The sequence below is a fragment of the Serratia sp. X10 genome, from assembly GCF_017811775.1.
Taxonomy (GTDB): Bacteria; Pseudomonadota; Gammaproteobacteria; order Enterobacterales; family Enterobacteriaceae; genus Serratia; species Serratia ureilytica.
The window spans coordinates 443,428-466,264 of the sequence record NZ_JAEIOH010000002.1 but is presented as its reverse complement, the minus strand read 5'-3'; the positions used below and the strand labels follow the sequence as shown (position 1 = coordinate 466,264).

General features: G+C 51.1%; 22 protein-coding genes and 1 riboswitch. Of the genes, 4 read left to right on the top strand and 18 right to left on the bottom strand.

Annotated elements, in window-relative coordinates; all coding sequences use genetic code 11:
- Positions 1 to 51: 51 nt before the first annotated feature.
- The 18 genes from J9788_RS07685 to J9788_RS07600 form a co-directional block, all read right to left on the bottom strand.
- Positions 52 to 459, bottom strand: coding sequence for an ester cyclase (locus tag J9788_RS07685; protein ID WP_046896482.1), 408 nt, complete (start codon positions 457 to 459; stop codon positions 52 to 54).
- A 193-nt stretch (positions 460 to 652) separates the two neighbouring features.
- Entirely contained in the window at positions 653 to 2,329 is a 1,677-nt protein-coding gene (locus tag J9788_RS07680; RefSeq protein WP_046896481.1) for a non-ribosomal peptide synthetase, read from the bottom strand.
- Positions 2,330 to 2,416: 87 nt separating this feature from the next.
- Positions 2,417 to 3,985, bottom strand: a complete 1,569-nt coding sequence (locus tag J9788_RS07675) for an AMP-binding protein (protein WP_182264212.1) — start codon at positions 3,983 to 3,985, stop codon at positions 2,417 to 2,419.
- On the bottom strand, positions 3,972 to 4,241 hold the full coding sequence (locus tag J9788_RS07670) for a hypothetical protein (protein ID WP_182264211.1): 270 nt from the start codon (positions 4,239 to 4,241) through the stop codon (positions 3,972 to 3,974). Before J9788_RS07670 ends, J9788_RS07675 begins: the two co-directional genes overlap by 14 nt.
- Before the next feature lie 107 nt (positions 4,242 to 4,348).
- Positions 4,349 to 5,974, bottom strand: coding sequence for a phenylalanine aminomutase (D-beta-phenylalanine forming) (locus J9788_RS07665; protein ID WP_152665172.1), 1,626 nt, complete (start codon positions 5,972 to 5,974; stop codon positions 4,349 to 4,351).
- Between the two features lie 252 nt (positions 5,975 to 6,226).
- Positions 6,227 to 6,622, bottom strand: a complete 396-nt coding sequence (locus tag J9788_RS07660; protein WP_046896478.1) for a hypothetical protein — start codon at positions 6,620 to 6,622, stop codon at positions 6,227 to 6,229.
- Positions 6,622 to 7,449, bottom strand: a complete 828-nt coding sequence (locus J9788_RS07655; protein WP_046896477.1) for a transglutaminase domain-containing protein — start codon at positions 7,447 to 7,449, stop codon at positions 6,622 to 6,624. The genes J9788_RS07660 and J9788_RS07655 overlap by 1 nt, the downstream gene beginning before the upstream one ends.
- 1 nt (position 7,450) lies before the next feature.
- Positions 7,451 to 7,783 (bottom strand): hypothetical protein, encoded by a 333-nt coding sequence (locus J9788_RS07650; RefSeq protein ID WP_080350150.1) that lies wholly within the window; start codon positions 7,781 to 7,783, stop codon positions 7,451 to 7,453.
- Positions 7,784 to 7,901: 118 nt separating this feature from the next.
- A complete protein-coding gene (locus J9788_RS07645; RefSeq protein ID WP_080350149.1) occupies positions 7,902 to 10,106 on the bottom strand; it encodes a beta-ketoacyl-[acyl-carrier-protein] synthase family protein in 2,205 nt (734 codons plus the stop codon).
- Positions 10,107 to 10,126: 20 nt separating this feature from the next.
- Positions 10,127 to 10,876 (bottom strand): SDR family NAD(P)-dependent oxidoreductase, encoded by a 750-nt coding sequence (locus tag J9788_RS07640; protein ID WP_046896474.1) that lies wholly within the window; start codon positions 10,874 to 10,876, stop codon positions 10,127 to 10,129.
- Positions 10,869 to 11,537: a hypothetical protein gene (locus J9788_RS07635; RefSeq protein WP_046896473.1), complete on the bottom strand. Its 669-nt coding sequence runs from the start codon at positions 11,535 to 11,537 to the stop codon at positions 10,869 to 10,871. The genes J9788_RS07640 and J9788_RS07635 overlap by 8 nt, the downstream gene beginning before the upstream one ends.
- A 106-nt stretch (positions 11,538 to 11,643) precedes the next feature.
- Positions 11,644 to 11,928 carry a hypothetical protein gene (locus J9788_RS07630; RefSeq protein ID WP_046896472.1) on the bottom strand — a complete coding sequence of 95 codons (285 nt, stop codon included), beginning with the start codon at positions 11,926 to 11,928 and terminating at the stop codon, positions 11,644 to 11,646.
- Positions 11,929 to 12,214: 286 nt separating this feature from the next.
- Positions 12,215 to 12,622 (bottom strand): hypothetical protein, encoded by a 408-nt coding sequence (locus tag J9788_RS07625; protein WP_182264210.1) that lies wholly within the window; start codon positions 12,620 to 12,622, stop codon positions 12,215 to 12,217.
- Between the two features lie 911 nt (positions 12,623 to 13,533).
- Positions 13,534 to 14,448, bottom strand: coding sequence for a LysR family transcriptional regulator (locus J9788_RS07620; protein WP_046896471.1), 915 nt, complete (start codon positions 14,446 to 14,448; stop codon positions 13,534 to 13,536).
- 787 nt (positions 14,449 to 15,235) lie between these two features.
- Positions 15,236 to 16,246 (bottom strand): type I glyceraldehyde-3-phosphate dehydrogenase, encoded by a 1,011-nt coding sequence (gap, locus tag J9788_RS07615; protein ID WP_046896470.1) that lies wholly within the window; start codon positions 16,244 to 16,246, stop codon positions 15,236 to 15,238.
- Between the two features lie 77 nt (positions 16,247 to 16,323).
- On the bottom strand, positions 16,324 to 17,298 hold the full coding sequence (locus tag J9788_RS07610) for a GlxA family transcriptional regulator (RefSeq protein ID WP_182264209.1): 975 nt from the start codon (positions 17,296 to 17,298) through the stop codon (positions 16,324 to 16,326).
- Between the two features lie 142 nt (positions 17,299 to 17,440).
- Positions 17,441 to 18,175, bottom strand: coding sequence for an SDR family NAD(P)-dependent oxidoreductase (locus tag J9788_RS07605; RefSeq protein WP_182264208.1), 735 nt, complete (start codon positions 18,173 to 18,175; stop codon positions 17,441 to 17,443).
- Between the two features lie 12 nt (positions 18,176 to 18,187).
- Entirely contained in the window at positions 18,188 to 19,210 is a 1,023-nt protein-coding gene (locus J9788_RS07600) for an LLM class flavin-dependent oxidoreductase (RefSeq protein WP_042784962.1), read from the bottom strand.
- Between the two features lie 149 nt (positions 19,211 to 19,359).
- A riboswitch (TPP riboswitch) is annotated at positions 19,360 to 19,462 on the top strand.
- Between the two features lie 62 nt (positions 19,463 to 19,524).
- Here J9788_RS07600 and J9788_RS07595 point away from each other — a divergent pair.
- From J9788_RS07595 to J9788_RS07580, 4 genes are read left to right on the top strand one after another with little or no spacing between them, the layout of a single operon-like run.
- The gene (locus J9788_RS07595; protein ID WP_182264207.1) at positions 19,525 to 20,208 is read left to right on the top strand and encodes a TenA family protein; all 684 of its coding nucleotides are present in this window, start codon (positions 19,525 to 19,527) and stop codon (positions 20,206 to 20,208) included.
- On the top strand, positions 20,205 to 20,945 hold the full coding sequence (locus tag J9788_RS07590) for an ABC transporter ATP-binding protein (protein WP_046896467.1): 741 nt from the start codon (positions 20,205 to 20,207) through the stop codon (positions 20,943 to 20,945). Before J9788_RS07595 ends, J9788_RS07590 begins: the two co-directional genes overlap by 4 nt.
- On the top strand, positions 20,942 to 21,709 hold the full coding sequence (locus J9788_RS07585) for an ABC transporter permease (RefSeq protein WP_042784966.1): 768 nt from the start codon (positions 20,942 to 20,944) through the stop codon (positions 21,707 to 21,709). Before J9788_RS07590 ends, J9788_RS07585 begins: the two co-directional genes overlap by 4 nt.
- A gap of 35 nt (positions 21,710 to 21,744) precedes the next feature.
- Positions 21,745 to 22,680, top strand: coding sequence for an ABC transporter substrate-binding protein (locus J9788_RS07580; RefSeq protein WP_182264206.1), 936 nt, complete (start codon positions 21,745 to 21,747; stop codon positions 22,678 to 22,680).
- Positions 22,681 to 22,837: the final 157 nt, after the last annotated feature.

The window sequence follows — 22,837 nt, the reverse complement described above, 5'->3', positions numbered from 1 at the left end:
CTACCTGTTGTTATAGGCATAGAATGTCTATCCTATGCCCAGGTTATCGGATTATGCTGACTGTTGTTTTAGCCAAATTTCGCTGTACATCTCGTCATCGACCATGAACCATAGCTCTGCGACTTTCCCATCAACAAATCGTTTTTCTACCATGATTTCAATATCACGGGGCTGGCTATCACCTTTCAACGTAGCCTGCCGATTAAGACGAGCATAGGTACGGTCACCGACAGCAAAGATTGATTCAATCGACGTTGAGATCGCCACGTGTTTTTCAACAAATTCAGCCATTCCCCCCTTCATCTGTTCAACCTGCAGAGTTTTGCCTTTTAGATGGCACTTCGCCCCCTTATGGTAATAGTCGTTGACAACCGGGCAATTGCCTGTATCAAAAACATCGGTGTACAGTGATTTTACAATTTCAATGTTCTTCAGTTCCGTTTCATTATATTCACTCATAACACAGCTCCATTTATATAACGCCCAATATTGGCGAGATTTCCGGTTGATAAAACAGCAGAAATAAATTTATCGCCGGATGATTAACAATCCAGTAGATAATGCCTGTGATTAAAATTTAAAACGCATTAGTCCCAACAAAACCTTAAAACAGCCAATAAACTAACCGCGAAGCGTGGCATAAAAACATGCTTCACACGCTCATTTTAGTGGCAACTAAGTTATCCACACCTTGCAATGTTCCTGCGGTATAAAGGTCAAGAACATTTATTTTAATAGCAAAATGTTCATTCAGTTTATGACTAAATGTGAGCATAGATAAGGAATCAAAGCCAAGATCAAATAAACCGATATCCAGCTGTTCAACAGACTTATCTAACACCTGTTCAGCGACACGCTTAACCGAGAGCCCGGCGGAATCGCTTTGGCGCATTTCCAGATTTTTTATCGTGTTGTTGACCAAGTATTGAGTGTCTATTTTGTCATTCTTGTTAAGTGGCCACTGTGTGTTTTCGATAAAAAAATCAGGAAAAGAGAAAGGGCTCAAATGAGAGCGCAGCCGGGTAATGATCGCCTCAAGGCCAGCCGTGTTATCCTGTATTTCGATCAAAGACACAAGGTGATTCTTCCATAAAAAGCACAGTGCTTTTACCACAGACTTATCACTTTCTATGGTTTTTTCAATGTCATCTAATTCGACTCGGTGCCCATTCAGTTTAACTTGACGGTCCTGGCGACCCAGAAAATAAAATTCTTGATCCAGCGCACACTCAACGATATCGCCGGTGTCGTAATAGCGGGTGCCGTCAACCATCCTAAACACCTTCCCGGTTTCCACGGGGTTATCGTGATACCCCGCGGACAGCCCTTTCCCCGTCACATGGAGTCTACCAATACCGGATTTGCGATATTTTCCAGTGAGTTCATCGAAGAGAAGGTAATCCCCGCCCTCAACCAGTTTTCCTATCGAAATCCGTTTCTCACGTTTCAATTTTTCCAGGTCTAACTTCGCAACGGTGGTGAAAACGGTGTTTTCAGTCGGCCCATAACCGTTGTATAGCTGCGTACCGGGTGAACGTTCCAAAAATGACACCGCAGCGTGAAAATCCACTTTATCTCCACCGACGATCAGATGCCTGAGACGTGCCAATGCGCGGCAATCACCGGACAACATGTGACTTCGGAAGAGGCCGGCCGTCATCCACATACAGGATATTTTATATTGCTCAATGGCATGAAGAAGACGCGCTTCATCCAACACCACCATTTTATCCAACAGCACCAGCGTGCCACCGGAAAGCAAAGGGGTAAAAATTTCGAAGGTGGACGCATCAAAAGACAGCGACGAATAAGACGCCACTACGTCTTCACGACTTAAAGCAATGAAAGAGGGACGATGCAGCAAATTGAGCACAGAACTCGCCCTGACCTGTACGCCTTTAGGTTCCCCCGTGGAGCCTGATGTATACATGATTGACATCACGCCGCGAGGAAGTGTCTGCCCTCGCTCATAATGCGTCAGGATGTGTGAGTCAATCTGTCCTGTATCGAAACACACGTCGTTAATCACGCGAACCTGAGGGAACTTCGCCGCGATTTTAGTCAAAAACGAACGAGGTCGATCACCATCAATCGGTATAAATGTAACGCCACAGTCTATGGCAGATAGCATCAATATGATGGCTTTCAGCTTATCTTTGACATTGATAATGACCGCTATATCGCTATGTGCAATGGCTTGATTGCAGATTTCAATTCGCTGATCTAACTCCTTATAAGAATATGCCACCTCATTAAATACAATCGCGTTTTTATGTTCATAGTGCGATCTTACCGTACGCAGTAAACTACTCAAGTCAGCATCTTTCATCGATTTCCCCTCCCTACTTTTTGACCGTTTGTAATGCGTAAAGTCTTTACATCTTCTGAATGAAGGCTCAGCCGAACAAAGCTGGATTTATTTAATATGTAATGAAATAATTTTTTTATCGACCAAGCACTCCTTCGAACGGACGAACTCTGAGTTCACGGAGTCTTTGACTTTCTTCCTGTCTAACTTTGAATTTCTCAACTTAGGCAGTGAATCGAATATGGCGAAAACATTGGGGATCATATATTTTGGCAGTTGCCCCCTTAATAAGGAAATACATTCCTCAGGATTAAGTGGCGACGTACTCTCGTATGAAAGAACCAAATAGTCCTTGTTATTATCCGTGTGCTTATGGAGAAAAATATCGCCAATGCTGAGTGTTTTTTTAATGTTCTCCGCAACATCCTGAAGATGAACTCTAAATCCATTCAGTTTCACTTCATCATCCGAACGCCCAAGGAAGTAGAAAACACCGTCGTCATCTACCTTAACAACATCATTGGTACAATAGTATTGAGTATCATCGACAAAAATAAATGGGTCATCAACCTGTGATTGATTAATATACCCTTTCATCACTTGTTTTCCAGATATCAATAGTTTCCCTTCTCCGGAAGTTGAAAAGCCAGAGCGGGTATCGAGCAGGTATTTGGTACCATCAAATGGCTTACCGATACTGATATCGTCACCCAAGCTATCGAGAGTAATCTCAGAGGAAAAGCAGCACATGGTCCCTTCTGTCGGACCGTATGCATTAATTACTTTCAGTTCAGGAATGTTTGCCAGTAATTTCTTTATGGACTGCCCGTTGGGTTTTTCAGCGCCAAACAGGATAAGGTTCAGAGTGTGAAGCGGCTCAAACCCCGTCGCTTCGTTAAGCTGAGGCAACAATATTTCCAGTACCGAAGGAACACAGCTCAACCTGGTAATCTGATATTTTTCAATGATGCCAGAGAAAATTGCCGGAATGAAAGGCGGCTTATACAAGTAGACCGAGTGCCCATACAAAGGAGGCACAATACTGTCGAGTATGGTCATATCGAAATACAATGGACCAATTGACAGATAGTTTTCTGATTGCTCACTGACGTATCGGGGATACAACGCGCCTAAGAAAAAATTTAGATTTTCGTGCGTGATTTGCACCCCTTTAGGCTTGCCCGTCGACCCGGAAGTAAAGATGATGTACGCAACGGTATCTGAATCAACCTCTGCTGCATTGCCTTCATCGTGCGTATTACCGTCGATTAATGCGCTGACGTTCCCATCAGACACGATACATCCATGCGGAATTGACAATTTTTGCCTAAAGGCGTTCTCTTCGCCTATATAGGAATCCTCTGCGATGACCATATCAGGTTGAAGATCTGACATGATCATCGCCAAACGATTGGCAGGCAAGCTTTTATCTAATGGACAAAAAGCGACGCCTTGCAATAAACACGCATAGAAAAGCGCATACTCTGAAAATGATTTATCCAAAAAAGAGACAACTTTTTTACCTTGAGTCATGCCCCTTGATTCAAGGTAATTCTTTATCATTGTCATTTCCAGATACAGTTCTGAAAAAGACATCTTTCTTTCAAAATCGTAATAAGCAATATTGTCATTGTCCTTAAACCGCCGAATCATCGACAATAGATTATTGTTTGTCATCTTCGGCCTTTTGATTGATTGCAGAGTGCACCCAGGAGACCACTTTATCTAACGTGGTTAGATGCTGTTCATCGCCAATATTATTGCCAAATGAAAGTCCGTATTCTTTATTTATCCCGAAGACAAACTGAAGAATATCCACCGAATCGAGAACGTCTTTTAAATTAACCTCTCCGGCAATTTCTACGCTATCGTCGTAATGGTTTATTACTCTGATTTGATTTTTGAGTACTTGTTCAATCTTGTACTTTTCCATATTCGTCTATCCAGTATCATTCGTTCTGTGATCCGCCACCGCGGATCACCAAAGCCAGCAACGCGCTCAGCCTGGAGGGCTGAGTCACGATTCGTCCCGCACCATCGCTAAATATCGCGATTTTTTGTTAACACGATTTGAGCAATAGACTCGATGTAATCCGTAATGGTTTTATCTTCTGCCGAATAAGGCACAAGCGAGCGGGTTTGCTCGTAGAGCGCACGCGTTCGTTTCGATAAGCCAGCACTCCCGCGTATATCGACAGCCTGGCAAGCACACAGTAATTCGAACGAAAGCACATATTTAAGATTCTTTAACTGTTCTCTTACGCGGCGTGCGGCAACTAATCCAAAAGAGACAATATCTTGAAAGTCTCCGGTGGTGCTCAGCGACTGTATTGACATCGGCATACAGGAAGCTCTGGATTCAGCGGTGATCGACGCCGTCATGAATTGGCCTCCCATCAATCCCAAACGTAATCCCGCATTTTCTGCGCACAGAAATGGAGGTAAACCGTTGCTGTTGGATTTATCCATAAATCGATCGATGCGACGGTTGGCAAGGTTCATTATCGTCACCAGCGCAATATTCAGGTGATCCATGGCCATTGATACGTATTGACCATGGAAGTGGCCATTATGGAATACCTCTTCCGTAGTTTGATCAATCAACGGGTTGTCGTTGGAAGAGTTCAGCTCGTTAACCAACGTCTGTTTAATATTCTTGAGGCTATCCGCGACGGGTCCAAGAATTTGAGGTGTGCAACGAACCGAATACGCATCCTCGATCTGATGGCTACTTGCTTTGACTAAGCCATCCATTTCCTCGGCAATCATCTTTTCGACTTCATGTTCATTCACGGCCAGAGAAGAGTCAGCCAATGTTTCCCATATGGTCGTGGCTACTTCAAGCTGACCTGGATGCGGCTTCATTCGGTGTACGGCGGGTTCGAACGGTTTCATTTTCCCGTGCAGCCCTTCAATCGACAGCGAGGTCACAGTCAGGTAGGTGTCGAAAAGCTGTTTCGCTTCGTCATACAGTAATACGCCTAAGCCCACCATGGCAGACGTGCCATTGATCAGGGCCAGGCCTTCTTTAAAGCTGAGCTCCATCGGCGAGATCCCCGCTTTTTGGAGCGCTTCCAACCCACTCATCTGCTCGCCTTGATAACGCGCTTTCCACTGGCCTGTGCAAACCAGCGCAATGGCGGCCAGCGGCCCCAGATCGCCACTTGTCCCTAGCGAACCTTTTTCAGGGATGCAGGGGACTACCCCCTGGTTGTAAATATCGATTAACTTTTTGAAGTTAGTAATCGAAATGGCCGAGTTGCCACGAGATAATGAAACGATTCGCGCCAACATGGCAGCCCGGACCGTCGTATCGTCGAAATATCGCCCCACATTGGTTGCGACGGCATTGATTAAGTTGTTCTGTAGCTCATTGGCTTTAGCAATAGGGACGATATAGTTGACGAATCCCCCCATACTCGTATTGACGCCGTAAATCACTCGGTCGTCAGACACCATCTTCTCCAGGATGTCACGTGATTTTGTCACTCTATTGATGACGCCCTCATCGACGGTGACAGGTTGATGATGTCTCGCCGCGTAGGCGATCTCTTCCAAGGCAACATCTTTACCCGATGAAATGTGGAAGCTTGTCATCTCAACCTGAGGCAAGTTTCTTTCACAGGAAATAACAGATTTATTATAGCTTTCGTTTGCAATACTCATTTTTCCACCAATTATTTTCCATCAGCATTAGCCCATCCACATTTAAACATAAATGTAGTTCGGGTGACTTTTCATTTTAATATCGACGCTTTAAAACCTGAGGGCCCGTCACCTGAAATATCATCAGGCATGCGGTTATTACTTTATTAACTTTTAAATTAAATTCAATTTTTTCTGACAACATGATGAGAATGCAATTCGCATCGAGTTGGAATACCTATGTTCCTGGAATATCCCATAAGGGAGTCTGCTTCAATCTGAATTTGATAGTAGAATATGACATGAGAGGATCGAGTGGTTGGTGTTGGTGAACGCTTCGCAATGATATAAATATTTCTTATCAAGACGGCTGACCATTTTTGTGACTAAGCGGTAGTCAGACATAATATCTCCGGAATGCTGAACATGTAGATCATCCAAACCGACTAAATAGCCATTGTAATTAGGATCCAGCCGATTTTTTATATGAATACCAGCTGCCTGAGCTAATGACTCGACAATGAGAGGCCATGCGTTATGGCAACACTGCTTGTATGTCTTCTCTTCAGAGAAATCCGCCCTGGCTGTCATTTCATGCTCTGACATATCCTCAACGGTTCCGATAAAAGAAAAAGGTTGAGCATGCGCCCCCTTCACAAAATCTAGCATTACTTATAATCTCTTTGATAAGGATGGAAGTTAATGAACCCTTCAAACTCAAGATTAATGCTGTTCATCTCTTTTCGACTTTCATCGATATTTTCGATGATCTCGTCTACCAATTGAGGTTCATTCACATACCGCTTAAAATCGAAGTAGTCCCAATAAAACAGTTCCACTTTATGTAACGCCAAAACGTCCTGCAGTGTCCTCCACACGAATCGTTCCAGCCCAAGGATCTTTCGGTAAGAGTGGTGATGAATGGTATCGAGGTCTAAATCACCACATCGATACTTTTTCCATAGATCGGTAAAGAGATTGGACTTATTTCTCGGAATGTTATCAAATTCAAAATCGACAAAGGCTTGAGTTTGGTTTTTTTCAATAATCTCGTGCGTGACTGTTGGGTCCAGGATCTGCCATTTGTGATTTGAAGCACTCCAGTACTCAAGGACGATGTGTTCCGCATAGGAATTGGGCTCAAAATATTCACACAGGCAAAATCGATAGCGTGCCGGGATCGACAGCTCACGCATGATGCCAAGACATAGCAATGAAATGGTTTGGCAATTGCCAATTATTTTATTTTCAAAAGGGTTCTCGATTCTTAAGTCCAGCCTTCGTCTCTTCGCTTCTTGCAGGACTTCCGTGACCGTTCGCAGTTCGTAGTCTTTGTGCCGGGACAAAGGGATCTTGTGAGCATTGATACCGCTTTGATGCTCGACAAGGTTCCGACAACTTTTAGCGATACTCAGGAGAGAGTCTCCGTTCACGTCAAGATGAGGCGTCGCATCGCCCAAAGCCGTAATATCTGATTGAGTTGAATAATCGATCATATTATTGCGCTTTTATATAGCTGACTTTGAGTACTTTGCCTGTGTCTTTTTTGACGGTGCAAACTACTTTACCCGGCAGCTCATTGATTTTAACGATAATTTTTTCGTTAGGTAGAACGGTACTGTAAAACCTCGCATTATCAATACCCACTATATTCGACGCACCTTTTTTTAACAGATTTTCATATATGGTATCTAACAGCAGCACCCCCGGAACAACCGGATTGTCAGGGAAATGTCCTTCAAAAAAAAGACAGTCGCTGTTAAATAGCATAGAGAATGTTCCATTAGCGAAAGTGTCAACAATAGCCCCATGCGTATTTTTGTAGCTCATAATGCCCCCGAGGACTTTATAATACTTAATCTAAAAAAAGATATAAAAGGACAGGCGACAAACGTTTCACTCTCTATAATGAAATCAAAACACTGCCTATCCTTTTCATCAACAATAACTATCTCATCAGACAGTCTTTGCTTGAAATAATACATGCCCCCACATTAGAAGACAGATCAATGGATATCACCAACACATTGCTCTTGACACCCATCGAAATCATCTCAGTTGCGTCAACGATATGAGTCATAAAGTCGGAGGAGAGTCTCTTATCATTCTTACTCTCTACAACAAGATGGGGATGATATTGAGTCAACAAATGTTTAACCCCATCGACGATGCTGTTGTCCACCAACGCATTTGATACGAGACAATGCTCAAGTTCAGTAAAGCTAATGCAGGCTTCCTCACAAGATTCGAGGATGAGTCGTTCCAGTAGGCGGTGGAACTTTTCATCATTCCTGAGCATCAATCCGTTGTAGGTCGAATGAAGCATGCTTCGAATCCATGCTACAGGCGCATGATCACATTTGGAAAGTTGCTCCCGGCTCGAAAGAAGCAGCGCCGCACTTCCTTTAGCCATCGAATAGTCTGGCTTGGCAACAAACTGATGAACAAGATTTTCTTGAACCGGTGTCACATCGTCACTTGAACAGGCAATCATAAAGTCTTGCGTATCACTTCTCAGAAGATCCACGGTATATTCGAACGCCGCCGTCGGACTGCACAGCACCGTTGAGTGGCCGATAATCTTGTGCGCGATAGACACCTGACCGCAAGTTGCACTGACAATATGTCCTGGAAAGTGGCGCGCACTTGCATACTTGGGATCACCCTCATAGATCGATGCCAGGAAGCTTTCCAGACATCGCTGTGGGCGTTGTGAGTTGCCAGTAATCACCCCTGCTCTGGCATTACTTTGTAAGAGCTGTTCAAAACCATTCACCACATCGCCTACTGATTCGATGCAATATTTGATTTCCGGAGAGTCGCGTTTGAACCGCTTGTTTTGCAAATGGATCTTACATTCTTCCTTGATAACCCCCATTTTGGTGTCAATAACCGTTTTTGCTACCCCGTCATTCGCGCTTGCTTTCACGATAGGTATTGCTGACTTAGTGTATTTAGCTTCTCGTTCATTCGTTCGCTTAGTCACAATAACGGCACTGTTACTGCCACCAAATCCAAAACTGCTTGCCAGGACGGTGCGGACTTTATCGCTAGGGTAACCCCTGTAGTTGAGGTTTATGGGGCTGCACCCTTCTCGCAGTTCTCTCAGGTTGTTGTTTTCCGGCGTGATACCCACATCCAGCAGGGATAAGACACTAATCAGTTCTACGATGCCAGATGCCCCCAAGGTATGGCCGTAAAATGGCTTCATGACGCTGACCGGCACATCGAGACCAAATAATTTCTCGTATGCTTTTGACTCTGGGATATCGTTTGCTCCCGTGCCGGTCGCATGCGCTGAAATCAAATCAACGTCATTTCTGCCCAGGCCTGCGGCCGATAATGCCGCATCGATTGCTTGAATAGCACCAACGCCATTCGGCTCTGGGGAGGTTTCATGATACGCATCGCTAGAAGCCCCGTAGCCGGTAATTAACCACTTGTTATGAGCGTTATCCTTGTCTTTGGTGAGTATGAGTATGCCCGCCCCCTCTCCTAAGTTGATTCCTGCAGGTTTAGAAAACGGCGAGCATCGGCCTTCATTCAACGCGCTTAGACTGTTGAAACCGGCCACCACAGGAAGATCAACACAATCAGAACCCCCACAGATCACCACATCCGCTTTATCGGAGTGAAGCAGATCCGTCGCTATCCCTACGGCAGTTAAGCTCGAAGAGCAAGCGGAAGAGACGACAATTTTCTTCCCTTGGATATTGTAACGAGCGGCAATGGCGTTCCCACAGTGGGATAACATTGAAGACATCAGTTCGCTGTACGATACCGAGTCATGCTCATTGTTCAGCACCTTGTTAAACATTTTCACATAGCTGTCGGTGCCGGAATTGTAGCTGCCTAATACGACCGATATTCGACGCGCATCGTATTCTGCCAGGTTTATTCCCGAGTTTTTGATAGCGGCTTCCGCGGCTCTTAGGGCAAAAATGGAGGCATTATTCACCCAACCTTGTTTTCCAAAGGGCTCCGTATGATTTTTATCGAAGACGGACACGGTTGCATTGTTAATTCCCAACTCATTATATTCATGGTTGTTAATTAATCGATGATGGTCTGTAGAAAAACGTGTTAATTCGTTTAATTCAGTAACAGGTGGGGTATATAGCCCCATACCAGAAATTACGATTGAACCGTTCATTACTCTACCTCATTAAATCTCTAGCAAAACTTCCCGCCATCAATATGGAGCACTTGACCAGTCATGTAATTACAGTGATCGCCACACAGCAATTGCACAATTGAGCTCACGTCTTTCACTCGGCCTGTCTGCTTTATCGCTGACACCTGTAACACATGGGAGTATGTACTTTCAGGAAGAAAGTGGGTCATATCGGTATCGATGTAACCCGGCGCAACGGCATTCACAAATATATTTTGACTGGCAAGCGTTCTTGCACACAAGCGAGTGAAACCATTCACTCCAGCTTTCGTCACGCTGTAAGCGACTTGGCCGGCATTTCCGCATAGCGAGGTGTTAGATGAAATGTTAACAATTCGCCCTATCTCGTTATTCCTGGCGGACTTTTTCAAGGAGGGTACCGTCGCCAGCGTCATGTTTATCACGCCTTGAAGGTTGGTCGATAACACGGCTTGGTTTTCCGCGTCATCGCAACTTACGAATTGTTTACTAAGCGTTACCCCAGCATTGTTCACCAGAACATTAATGGTTCCGTACTCGCGTTCAACCGCTTCGACGACTGACTGACACATGTGAAAGTCTTGGACATCCAGCTGATGTACGGAACAAGATACATTGTTTTCTTCCAGCGTCTGTCTGACCTGTTCTGCGCTATGGGCATCGCGTGTATACGTCAAAGCCACATGGGTTTTCTCAGAAACAAACTCCATACAGATCGCCCTTCCTATCCCTCTTCCTCCCCCCGTGACGAGTACTACTTTCTTAGACATAGTCAACCACTCCATTTCCTAACCGTATCGTCGCCCCATTAATCGGGAAATTATTCTCAATCATCGAAAAAATAAAATTAGAAACATCCAAGTAGCTATTTGACTTGTATTTCAAGGCAAAATTTTTTAAAAGCTCTTTGCTCTGTCTATTGAGATTTAGCTCTTTTAATTCAGGCTGAATAATCAGCGAATTGAAATACATGTTGTAGCGGGAATATTCTTTCGCCAGGGATTTCGACATTGATATTACGGCTTCGTTGTAAGTGGGCGAGCTGTCATTGCTATCCAAATAGCCAAACGAGTCGTCTTTTAACAAAAAGAAAAACTTGCAGTTGTCTAACTTCATGTTAGCCAAAACCACTCGCTTTATTATCTTCATTAAATAATGTATATCATCAACTAACCTGCTTGAAAAAACACCATTATCACCATGGGTAACATCGCCATTAAATATTGACCTCAGGCATTCCTCTTCGTTATACCTTGCGTCTATAATGACATTATCGTATGTCTGTCCGTCCACTTCCAACTTCTTTATCCAGCCTTCTTTCACATCATCGGTATCATTCAATGAAAGCAAGTCGATGCTGTCCTCAGTCAGATTATCCTCTAAGCAATCAACGATTGCCGATTGATAATTTTTTATAATGAGTATTTTCATGTTATCTAATACTACCTACGGGTTGAAAAATCAGCCCCCAAGACGGTTAGGGTGTTGAATAAAACTCAATTTCAGCCGACGTTAATCGCGATCTACAGGATTGCTCTCAGCGAGCGCCACATTTATCGATAACCAATTCAGTTAAGGTTAAAGGAGATTGACAATGTTTTTCCATTATTTCCTTCGTAATCGCTCCCAAGTCAATGCCATATTCTTTTTGGATTCCAACAAAAATATCCAGAACATCGACAGAGTCTAATGCTAAGCCTTCCTCAGACAATAAAAGCGTATCATCTTTGATGTCTGACAATTCATGTCCCCACTCACTGAGCTCGAGATCTTCAAAGATAATTTTTTCTTTTATATTGGTGATAATTTCATGTCTGTTCATAATTTACCTACTTATCCTTCGTTTATTGAATAAAACTTAATCCTTAGAAAGGAATTAAATGATTAGTTAATGCCATCAATCATATTGATGGATTGTGTTGGTCGTCATCAGCTCGATATCATTCTGCCAGCACATAATATCTCTGAACCTTCACAGAGTAAGAAATTCGATCGACTCAAGATTTTTCACAGGCGGTTAACTGTCTATCTGCACGACGCAGACGTAGTCGCCTCCCGATGGGAATACACGCGATCACCTAAAAACTGGCATGAGGAAGAAATACGCTTTATATACTAACAGATGCAAAACGAACGGCTTCTTTTCGGCGGACGAACTGGGTCCAGTTATCTTCGGTTAACGACCTGTTATTCTGCTTTCGACGTTCTTTTTTGAGTTTCCTGAATAAATTTCGGTTAGCGACATCACGTAGATCCGCACCGGAATGGTTCACTATTGGAGAGTACAATTTACTGAACAAAATTTTCTTTTCCGCAACGACTTTACTCTCAGGGATATTCCAACTGTGATAAGAAGATCGATCAGTACATTGAACCAAGGCAGCATACAGAAACTTGTTGCCTTCGGATCCAAAATATTTCAGGCGAAGAATGCGTGAAGATGTAGAAATTTTATTACCGAGCTGAACGGGAATATCAGAGGTAATTGATGTTAAATAGACAATTCGTAGAACCATACTATAGCACTCCTTATTGTGTATTTTGTATACGTAACATCTAAAGAGCACCTGACGGTGCCTATGCCGTTTCTTTGGTTTAAGATCTCGAAACGGTCGCTGCTCCTATATTGCTGTTTGCTTCGCCAGTGACAGAGCGGAGATTAATATAAACTCGCGAGCGGCGCCCCCACCACCAAATTTAAGGGCTTACTCGTGGAGTTCAGGGGATACTGCTTGCGGGGTTTTATTGTGTGTTGACGATAGTGTTGTCATGTGAGTTCCCTCTGACTGAGAGTTGACTCACGTAGTCGCGTGCCCACTATTGCGCTGCAGGATCACGCGACCAATATATACCGTTTATTCCCGTCCCTTGTCGGTAACGGTCTGCGCTTTCGGTTATAGCGCCGTATTTAGTTAGGGCATGTTTAACGTCCCCCCTGCGCCCCTCTCGGCGCTTTAGGACTACGACTCACGATACTTAACGCGTATTAACTCAGGTTGTCATTCATTTTTTAAATGACTTCAGATGCTATTCTATTTGGGGTTAACTACATAGACAACATCTCCCTATGATGCTAACCACCTAGTAAGCTGTATATACAGACTTACATACAGGAACATGAGGAAAACAACATTCATGCATGGGCGCATGTTCAACGGAGAATCCGCTTTCCCACATTTCATTCCCTGCTGTGGTGCGCCGCTGTCGGCAAACGGCGCCACACGGCAGTAACTCGACTACCTGCTGCCGGCAAAATTGGCCGCCATCTCCGGCTGATGACTACGTTCCAGTAGGTATGTCTCATTATCGCTTTTAATTAATGCCCGGACGGTTGCCAAGCCAGTCACGTCGTCGCCGATAGTCACAATGCATTTTATCATCACCTGATATAAGCGCAGATACATTCGTGGCGCTTATATGAAAACATTTAGACTAGAGAAACAATTGACTTTTCTTTTCCAGGGTATAACTCCAGGTTAACCTCTCTGAGCTTGCTACGTAGCCGTTTGCAAAGGAAATCGACAAATTTTTGTGTGACCGGGCTGAGCGTGGCATCAGCGCGACGCAGCAGATAGAGGTCAATCTTCATCGGCGGTGAAATCTGATGGATCATCTCCGGGGGCAAACTATGACGGGCAGAGAAAATGTCGGTGATGCTACATCCCACTCCACGTTTCACAAATTCCATCGCCATGTAACAGGTCTCCACGTTCAGCCGGGGGGAGGAAAAAACCCGGCGCGTGGCAATGGCAGTTGAAAGCGAGTGTAAACCAGGGGAAATCCAGCGCTGCTGGTCAACATTATCAATCTCGACGGCCCCCTGCCGATAATCCTTGTCCACATACACCAATGGCACTTCGGCTATCAGCGTGGCCATAATTTCGCCCTGCTCAACGGGCTGCATCGTCAGAGCAAGATCAATTTCGCGCAGATCCAATTTTTTGACCAACGTCTCAGTGTGCTCGGTGGTTAACGTCATCTCCAGATTGCTGTTCTGTTGATAGAAATCGGTGGCGATTTCCGGTACCAGGCTCAAACCCAAGCACGGTAAGCAGCCTAAGGTGAATTTTGCGCGAGGATCGCGAGCCAGATTGTCAGCCAGTAAACGCAAGTTAGACAGATCCTGATAGATGCCCTGGGCTTTTTCAAAAAGCTCGAGCGCTTCGCGGCTCGGCAATAGCTTGCCACGGACCCGCTGAAAGAGCTTAAAGCCGAGCTTCAGCTCCGCGTTTTTCAGCGATTTACTGGCGGCTGGCTGAGAGATATTAAGTGATTCCGCCGCACGTGAAAGCGAACCGCATGTCATCACGGTGTAGAAAATTTCCAGATGGCGAAGTTTCATAGACTGTTCATCCAGGTTTATGGGTGACGAAAAAAATTTACTTAATGACAACAATAAATCATCATAAATTCAACCACTGAAGAGCGCTAAACTTATTTTTTTGCGCCAACTAAACATCAGACTTGGTTCACAATGGAAGCGGCTTATATCGAAACGTTCGAAGATCTGAAAGGTGAGAATCGCCGGCTCAAACGCTTGTAAGCCGATCTGAGTATCGAAAAGCGTGCACGGAATGTCTTCATCAGAAAAAGCCTTCAAAACCAGTGACAAAGCATAATTTCCTCAGCGTTCTGACCGCGCAATTTGCGATGAATCAACGCCAGAGATGCAGGATGTTATCGCTGAGCAGCGACGGTATTTCATGACCCGTTCGATATACAACGTGATGAACCGGTGATCCAAGTGCTGACTGAAACGACTGAACGCTATTCTATTCACGGTACGGGTTTAAGCCGCTTTTTTCAGATAATCCGCAGACAGGCCATGCTTGGAATCATAAATGTGTGCACCGGTTTTACTGCCCGCTAAAACTTATTTTCGTTGTAAGAAAAAGCAACGTTTCCCTTGCACGGGACGCAATATTAACTATTACTACTGGGCTCAAAGAATTTTAACTATTTTTTGTAACCCGCCTCTATTGCTGGTCATTCTTGTGGTCTTGACAGGAGGGGAAATCTGATTTGGCTAACTAATTAGGCAGTTATTGGCAAAAGCGATCCCAGGCAGAGAACCCTATTTAGAAAAGCCCGCTTAAGGCAACTTAAGCGAGCTTTTTGCTGTTGGGCGTTTACAGCCCGCGCTTTTCCATCAGCAGCGCCAGATCGACCAACCGATTGGAGAAGCCCCACTCGTTGTCATACCAGGCGAGCACCTTCACCAGATTGCCGCCGATCACCAGCGTGGACAAGCCGTCGATAATCGACGAGCGCGCATCGCCCCGGTAGTCGCTCGACACCAGCGGCTCATCGCTGTATCCCAGGATCCCTTTCAGCGGGCCGGACGCCGCCGCCGCGCGGAACGCCGCGTTGATCTCCTCCGCCGTCGCCGGGCGTTTCAGCGTCACCGTCAGATCGACAATGGAAACCACCGGCACCGGCACCCGCAGCGAATAACCGGTCAGGCGGCCGTCCAGTTCGGGGATCACCTTGCCGAGCGCCTTGGCCGCGCCGCTGGAGTAAGGCACGATAGACTCCGCCGCTGCCCGCGCGCCGCGCAGATCTTTTTCCGGCTGATCGTGCAGCGCCTGGCTATTGGTATAGGCATGCGTAGTGTTCATCAACCCGTATTCGATGCCGAACGCCTGATGCAGCACCTGTGCGGCGGGCGCCAGCCCGTTGGTGGTGCAGCTGCCGTTGCTGACTACCTTATGCAGCGCCGGATCGTAGAGGTGATCGTTAACCCCCATCACCAGCGTGATGTCATCGTTCTTGGCCGGCGCCGAGATAATCACCCGCTTGGCGCCGCCGTGCGTGATGTGCACTTCCGCCTTGGCCTTGTCGGTAAAGAAGCCCGTCGCTTCGATCACCACGTCCACGCCCACGCTGTGCCAGGGGATCTCGGCGGGATCGCGCTGCGAAAACACCTGAATCGGCCGGCCGTCCAGCAGCAGCTGGTTGTCGCCGGCTTCGACCCTGGCCGCCAGCGTGCCGGAAAGCGTGTCGTATTTCAGCAGGTGCGCCAGCGTCTTGCTGTCGGTCAGATCGTTGATCGCCACCACTTCAAAATCGCTGCGCCCCAGCGCTGCGCGCAGCACGTTGCGTCCGATCCTGCCGAATCCATTAATGCCTACTCTCACCATGATGCACTCCTCGTTTTGGGCTTTGCCTCAACTCTAGCCCTGCCCCGAAGCGGCGTAAATGACACTTACCGATCAATTTACGCCAAATTGCGCGCATGAAAGCGTTCGCGGTATTCGCTCGGGGTCAGCTGCAGTTTTCGCTCAAACACCCGCCGCAGGTTAAGGCCGTTGCCAAAGCCAGTAGCCAGGGCGATCTGCTCGATGCCTTGCGCACTCTGCTCCAGGCGCTGTCTGGCGATATGCAACCGCCCTTCTTCGACGAATTTGGCGGGAGAAATGCCCGTCTCGCGGGTGAACACGCGGGTAAAGTTGCGCGGGCTCATCGCCACGCGTTCGGCCAACCGTTCGACGCTGAGATCGTCGGCGAGATTCTCCAGGATCCAGGACTGCAGGTCGCGGATCGGGCCCGGCGATTTGGCCTGGTTGAGCGGGTAGCGGCTGAACTGCGCCTGCCCGCCGGGGCGGCGCAGAAACATCACCAGATCCTGCGCCACTTCACGCGCCTGCACGAAGCCATAGTCGTCCTCCACCAGCGCCAGCGTCAGGTCGAAGCCGGAGCTGACGCCGCCGGAGGTCCAAATCGGCCCATCCTGCACGTAGATTGGGCCGTTTTCGACCTGCACCCGCGGGAAGCGCGCCTGCAGCGTTTCCGCAAGACGCCAGTGGGTGGTCGCCCGCCGTCCGTCCAGCAACCCGGCCTCGGCCAGCAACAGCGCGCCGCCGCAAACGGAGGCGATACGGCGCGTCTGCGGCGCCGCGCGGCGCAGCCAATCTGCCACCAGAACGCCCTCTTCTTCGCTCGCCCCTTTGCCGGCGACGATCACGGTATCGCGCGGCAGGAGCGGATCGAGATCCGCCAGGCGATGGTCGGCCAGCAGGCTCAGGCCTGACAGGCCGTGCACCACCCGATGAGACTGCGTGGTGGCGACCGCGATCTGATACAGCGGCGTCTCGGCAGCACTCAGGCGATTAGCCTGCATCAGGATATCGGCGATGCCCGCCGCTTCGAACAGCATGCCCCCTTCAGGGACGATAATCAGGAATGTGTGCATGGCGATAATTGTGCATGGCGATAATAGAGAGAACGGTCAAAACAGGTCAGGAAACCACTGTATAAGAAAAGCGCCGCCGGTTCACCCTGCGGGCATAAAAAAGCCCGCCGATAACCTCGACGGGCCTGGAAGGAATAGCCATTTAAGCCTGCGGCAAGCTCACCCCGCCGGCGCGCGCCAATTGCGCCAGCAGCGCCGTTTGAAACGCCTCGTCGTGTACCGCGGCGTGAGGCTCGAACCGCTGCTGATGATGCCAATAACCGCCGGACGCCAGGGCCTGCGGTTCATCGCTGCTCACCAGCAACGCCTGCGTCACATGCCCCAGCGCCAGATCGTCGGGCGCGTCCGCGCCGCCCATTTTGGTCGGCACCCAACCGGGATCGACCGCGCTGCTGATGACGTCGGGCCACAGGCGCGCCACGGCGGCGGCCAGCGTGGTGACGAACAGCTTGCTGTCCGAATAAGAGCCGGCGGCGCCGCCAAGCCAGTCTACGCCGCTCAGCTCCGCCACGCCGTCAAAGTGCATACTGCTGCTCAGGTAGACGATACGCTTGGGACGTTCGATCAGGGCCGTCAGCAGGTAAGGCGCCATCACGTTCACCGGCATCACCTGCGGGCCGGTGAACATGCCGGCGTTGTGGATCACCGCGTCCGGGCGGCCGAGGCGATTCACCTGCTCGGCGAGCTGACGGATCTGCTGCACATCAGACAAATCGCCAATCGCCGCCTGCGCACCGCGATCCAGCAGATCGCGCACCGCGTCCAAACGGCCGGGCTCACGCGCATGCAGAATCACCTGATGCCCTTCGTCCAACAGCGTTTGCGCGGCGGCGCGGCCCAGCCCGTCCACCGAACCGGTAATGAAAATGCGTGACATGCCATCCTCCGTTTAGCGCCAGCCGAGCGCCGGCGCGACATGGGTTAAAATCGATTCGATGACGTGGGCGTTGTAATCCACACCCAGCTGGTTAGGCACGGTCAGCAGCAACGTATCCGCTTCGGCGATGGCCTCGTCCTGCGCCAGCTGTTCGATCAGCGCATCAGGTTCTGCGGCGTAACTGCGGCCAAAGATCGCCCGGGTTTGCGCATCGATATACCCCAGTTGGTCGCCTTCCTTACCGCTGCCGCCGAAGTAGTTGCGATCCCGCTGATCCACCAGCGCGAAGATGCTGCGGCTGACGGAAACCCGCGGCTCGCGCGCATGGCCCGCCTCTTGCCAGGCCGCGCGATAGGCGCGGATCTGCTTGGCCTGCTGGATATGGAAGGGTTCGCCGGTTTCGTCGTTCTTGAGCGTCGAGCTTTGCAGGTTCATGCCCAGCTTCGCCGCCCAGACGGCGGTGGCGTTCGAACCGGCGCCCCACCAGATGCGGTCGCGCAGCCCGGCGGAAAACGGCTCCGGCCGCAGCAGCCCGGGCGGATTCGGGAACATCGGCTGCGGATTGGGTTCAGCGAACCCTTCGCCGCGCAGCGCTTCCAGGAACACTTCGGTATGGCGGCGGGCCATGTCCGCGTCGGTTTCGCCGTCGGCCGGGGCATAGCCGAAATAGCGCCAGCCGTCGATGACCTGCTCCGGCGAGCCGCGGCTGATGCCAAGCTGCAGTCGCCCGCCGGCGATCAGATCCGCCGCGCCGGCGTCTTCCACCATGTACAGCGGATTTTCATAGCGCATGTCGATCACGCCGGTGCCGATCTCGATGCGTTGGGTTTTGGCGCCGATGGCGGCCAGCAGCGGGAACGGCGATCCCAGCTGACGCGCGAAGTGGTGAACGCGAAAATAGGCGCCGTCCGCGCCCAGATCTTCGGCGGCGACCGCCAGATCGATGGACTGCAGCAGCGCATCCGCCGCTGAACGGGTGCCGGACTGGGCGGAAGGCGTCCAGTGGCCAAACGAGAGAAAACCAATCTTTTTCATCGGGCATCGTCCTCAAAGGCAAAACATGGGCCTACAGTGACAAAAATCGCGCGCTTTGCGCCAGCAAAATCGCCCCCGATCGCACTAAACGAACCGATTGCCGCCGCGCCGACCGGCGATTGTAATCAAAAAACAAATGTCGTATAACAGGCAGCTCCGAGGGGTGTCCTGTTACGGGCTGAGATGGCGCAAGCCGAACCCTTTGAACCTGATCTGGGTCATGCCAGCGAAGGGACGGTTAGGCAACAACGCTCTCACCCGTTGCCTGTTCATACCTCAGCGTGCCCGGATCTCCACTCACTCAAGGAGGTCCCATGTCCATCACCACCCTGTTCGAAAGCGGTCTTTACGGCCGGCTGCGCCAACAGGCCGGCAGCCACTGGCAAAATTACGTCGCTCACCCGTTTCTGCAGCAGTTGGCCGCCGGCACCTTGCCTGAACGCGCTTTTCGCCGTTACCTGACCCAAGACTACCTGTTCCTGCTGCACTTCGCCCGCGCCTACGCGCTGCTGGTCAGCAAGCTGCGCACCCTGCCGGAAATGCGCGCCGCCACCGCCTCGCTCAACGGCATCGTCGCCGAGCTGCCGCTGCACGTGGCCTACTGCGCCGAATGGGGGCTGAGCGAAGCGCAGATCGCCGCCCAGCCGGAGGCGGCGGAAACCATGAACTACACTCGCTACGTGCTGGACATCGGCCATGCCGGCGACGCCCTCGATCTGCTGGCCGGCCTGCTGCCCTGCGTGGCCGGCTATGCCGAAATCGGCCTGCGGCTGCTGCACGATCCCGCCACCCAAATGGAGGGCAATCCTTACGCCTCCTGGATCCGCAACTACGGCGACGAGGGCTATCTGGCCGGCGTGCGCGCCGCCATCGAGCTGCTGGAAACCGTCGGCCACCAGCGCGGCGCACAAAGCCGCTTTACCGAGCTGGCGCAGATTTTCACCACCGCCACCCAGCTGGAAGCGGCATTTTGGCAAATGGGGCTGAACGCCTCATGATCTCCCCGCGCCTCCCGCCCGGCATCCAGGTGCGGGATCTCACTCTGCGCTTCGGTCAACAGACGATCTTTGAGCGGCTGAGCTTCGACATCGCCGGTGGCAGCTTCGTCTCCCTGCTCGGCGCCAGCGGCGCCGGCAAAACCAGCCTGCTGAAGATCATCGCCGGGCTGGCGCAGGCCAGCTCGGGCACGGTGAGCGGCAGCGACGGCCTGCCGATCGCCGGGCGCATCGCCTACATGGGGCAAAAGGACCTGCTCTACCCGTGGCTGAGCGTCGAAGACAATGTCGCCCTCGGCTCGCGGCTGCGCGGCGAAGCGCCGGATCGGGCGTGGACCGCGCACCTGCTCGAACGCGTTGGCCTGGCCGCGCATAGCCGCAGCCTGCCCGCCGCGCTGTCCGGCGGCATGCGCCAGCGCGCCGCCATCGCCCGCACGCTCTACGAACGCCAGCCGATCGTGCTGATGGACGAACCCTTTTCCGCGCTGGACGCCATTACCCGCGCCGAGATCCAGAGCCTGGCCGCCGAGCTGCTGGCGCAAAACACCGTGCTGCTGATCACTCACGACCCGATGGAGGCTTGCCGCCTGAGCCACCGGCTGCTGGTGCTGTCGCCCTGGCCGCTGGGCCTCGACGATACCCACCGCATCAGCGGGCAACCGCCGCGCGCGCCGGATGACGCCGACCTGCTGAAAAGCCAGGCCGAGCTACTGCTGCAAATGGTGAGGGCGGCGCAATGAATATCGCCAAAGAGCGCGGCTTCACCCGTCTGCGGCGTGGGTTGACGGTCTTCATCGGCCTGCTGCTGCTGTGGTGGCTGGCGGCGCAAAGCGGCATTCCGGCCTTTCTGCTGCCCACGCCGGGCGCGGTGGCGCAGGCGCTGTGGGACGGACGCGGCTATCTCGCCTGGCACACGCTGGTCACGGCTTCGGAGATCGTCAGCGGGCTGGCGCTCGGCGTGTTGCTCGGCGCGGCGCTGGCGCTGTGCATGATCTTCTCGCCGCGCCTGCAGCGCTGGCTGATGCCGCTGGTGCTCACCAGCCAGGCGATACCGGTGTTCGCCCTGGCCCCATTGCTGGTGCTGTGGTTCGGCTTCGGCATGAGCGCCAAAGTGGCGATGGCGGTGCTGGTGATCTTCTTCCCCGTGGTGTCGGCCTTTTTCGACGGGCTGCGCCGGGTCAACAACGACTATCTCGATCTGGCGCGCACGATGCGCGCTTCGCGCTGGGCGCAGCTGCGGCACGTGCGGCTGATGGCGGCGCTGCCGGCCTTCGGCTCCGGTCTGCGCATGGCCGCCGCCGTCGCGCCCATCGGCGCCATTATCGGCGAATGGGTCGGCTCGGCCGAGGGGCTGGGCTACGTGATGCTGAACGCCAACGCGCGCATGCAGACCGACGTCTGCTTCGCCGCGCTGTTTATTTTGGTGCTGATGACCGTGCTGCTGTGGGCCGCGGTGGATGCGCTGCTGCGGCGCCTGATCGCCTGGGCGCCGGAAAACGACTGATGATTGCAACCATAACCAGGGATAAAGGAACGACCATGATCAAACAAACCGTTTGCGGGCTGCTGCTCGGCGCCGCCCTCACCGGCCAGGCCGGCGCGGCCGACAAGCTGACGCTGGTGCTCGACTGGTACATCAACCCCGATCACGCGCCGATCATGGTGGCCGAGCAGATCGGCGCCTTCAAGGCCGCAGGGCTGGACGTCAAGATCGTGCCGCCGTCCGATCCGGCGCTGCCGCCGCGGCTGGTGGCCGCCAAACAGGCCGACCTCGCCATCACCTATCAGCCGCAGCTGCATTTCTTCGCCGATCAGGGCCTGCCGCTGATGCGCGTCGGCACGCTGATCAACACGCCGCTGAATACGGTGATCGCGCTGGACAATAACATCACGTCGCCGGCGGATCTCAAGGGCAAAACGGTCGGCTACTCGGTCAGCGGCATCGAACAGGCGACGCTGGCCACCATGGTCGAACACGAACGCCTCAAGCCGCAGGACATCAAGCTCATCAACGTCAACTTCCAGCTGACCAGCGCCCTGCTGGCGGGCCAGGTCGATGCGGTGATCGGCGGCTACCGCAATATCGAAGCGCTGGAGCTGAAGCTGCAGGGCAAAAAGCCGGTGGTGTTCAACGTCGAAGACTACGGCGTGCCGGCCTACGACGAGCTGATCATCGTCGCCAACCGCGATGCGGTGAACGAGCCGAAAATCCGCAAATTCCTCGCCGCGCTGAAGCAAGGCAGCGACTACCTGCATGCACACCCGCAGGACACCTGGCTGGCATTCGCCAAGGCGCACCCGGAGCTGAATACCGAGCTGAACAAACAGGCGTGGCAAGCCAGCCTGCCGCTGTTCGCGCGCGATCCGGCCAAGTTGGATCGGGCCCGCTATGAGGCTTACGAACAGTTCCTGTTCGACAATAAGCTGATCAAGAAAATCACCCCGGTAGACCAGTATGCGGTAGAGCTGAATTGATCACGCCGAGGCGGCGCATTCCGGTATAGGTTGCCCCACAACGCCCGATGAGCCTCACCGGGCGTTGTGGCAAATGCAACGAGTCACGCATCTGCAAGGCATGACGCTTATTCCCTCTTGCTCTGAGAAGCAGAATCGAATGCGGTTTTGCTTTATT

Coding starts and splice junctions, on each gene's coding strand:
- J9788_RS07685 (WP_046896482.1), bottom strand. CDS start 459: ATGAGTGAATATAATGAAACGGAACTGAAGAACATTGAAATTGTAAAA.
- J9788_RS07680 (WP_046896481.1), bottom strand. CDS start 2,329: ATGAAAGATGCTGACTTGAGTAGTTTACTGCGTACGGTAAGATCGCAC.
- J9788_RS07675 (WP_182264212.1), bottom strand. CDS start 3,985: ATGACAAACAATAATCTATTGTCGATGATTCGGCGGTTTAAGGACAAT.
- J9788_RS07670 (WP_182264211.1), bottom strand. CDS start 4,241: ATGGAAAAGTACAAGATTGAACAAGTACTCAAAAATCAAATCAGAGTA.
- J9788_RS07665 (WP_152665172.1), bottom strand. CDS start 5,974: ATGAGTATTGCAAACGAAAGCTATAATAAATCTGTTATTTCCTGTGAA.
- J9788_RS07660 (WP_046896478.1), bottom strand. CDS start 6,622: ATGCTAGATTTTGTGAAGGGGGCGCATGCTCAACCTTTTTCTTTTATC.
- J9788_RS07655 (WP_046896477.1), bottom strand. CDS start 7,449: ATGATCGATTATTCAACTCAATCAGATATTACGGCTTTGGGCGATGCG.
- J9788_RS07650 (WP_080350150.1), bottom strand. CDS start 7,783: ATGAGCTACAAAAATACGCATGGGGCTATTGTTGACACTTTCGCTAAT.
- J9788_RS07645 (WP_080350149.1), bottom strand. CDS start 10,106: ATGAACGGTTCAATCGTAATTTCTGGTATGGGGCTATATACCCCACCT.
- J9788_RS07640 (WP_046896474.1), bottom strand. CDS start 10,876: ATGTCTAAGAAAGTAGTACTCGTCACGGGGGGAGGAAGAGGGATAGGA.
- J9788_RS07635 (WP_046896473.1), bottom strand. CDS start 11,537: ATGAAAATACTCATTATAAAAAATTATCAATCGGCAATCGTTGATTGC.
- J9788_RS07630 (WP_046896472.1), bottom strand. CDS start 11,928: ATGAACAGACATGAAATTATCACCAATATAAAAGAAAAAATTATCTTT.
- J9788_RS07625 (WP_182264210.1), bottom strand. CDS start 12,622: ATGGTTCTACGAATTGTCTATTTAACATCAATTACCTCTGATATTCCC.
- J9788_RS07620 (WP_046896471.1), bottom strand. CDS start 14,448: ATGAAACTTCGCCATCTGGAAATTTTCTACACCGTGATGACATGCGGT.
- gap (WP_046896470.1), bottom strand. CDS start 16,246: ATGGTGAGAGTAGGCATTAATGGATTCGGCAGGATCGGACGCAACGTG.
- J9788_RS07610 (WP_182264209.1), bottom strand. CDS start 17,298: ATGCACACATTCCTGATTATCGTCCCTGAAGGGGGCATGCTGTTCGAA.
- J9788_RS07605 (WP_182264208.1), bottom strand. CDS start 18,175: ATGTCACGCATTTTCATTACCGGTTCGGTGGACGGGCTGGGCCGCGCC.
- J9788_RS07600 (WP_042784962.1), bottom strand. CDS start 19,210: ATGAAAAAGATTGGTTTTCTCTCGTTTGGCCACTGGACGCCTTCCGCC.
- J9788_RS07595 (WP_182264207.1), top strand. CDS start 19,525: ATGTCCATCACCACCCTGTTCGAAAGCGGTCTTTACGGCCGGCTGCGC.
- J9788_RS07590 (WP_046896467.1), top strand. CDS start 20,205: ATGATCTCCCCGCGCCTCCCGCCCGGCATCCAGGTGCGGGATCTCACT.
- J9788_RS07585 (WP_042784966.1), top strand. CDS start 20,942: ATGAATATCGCCAAAGAGCGCGGCTTCACCCGTCTGCGGCGTGGGTTG.
- J9788_RS07580 (WP_182264206.1), top strand. CDS start 21,745: ATGATCAAACAAACCGTTTGCGGGCTGCTGCTCGGCGCCGCCCTCACC.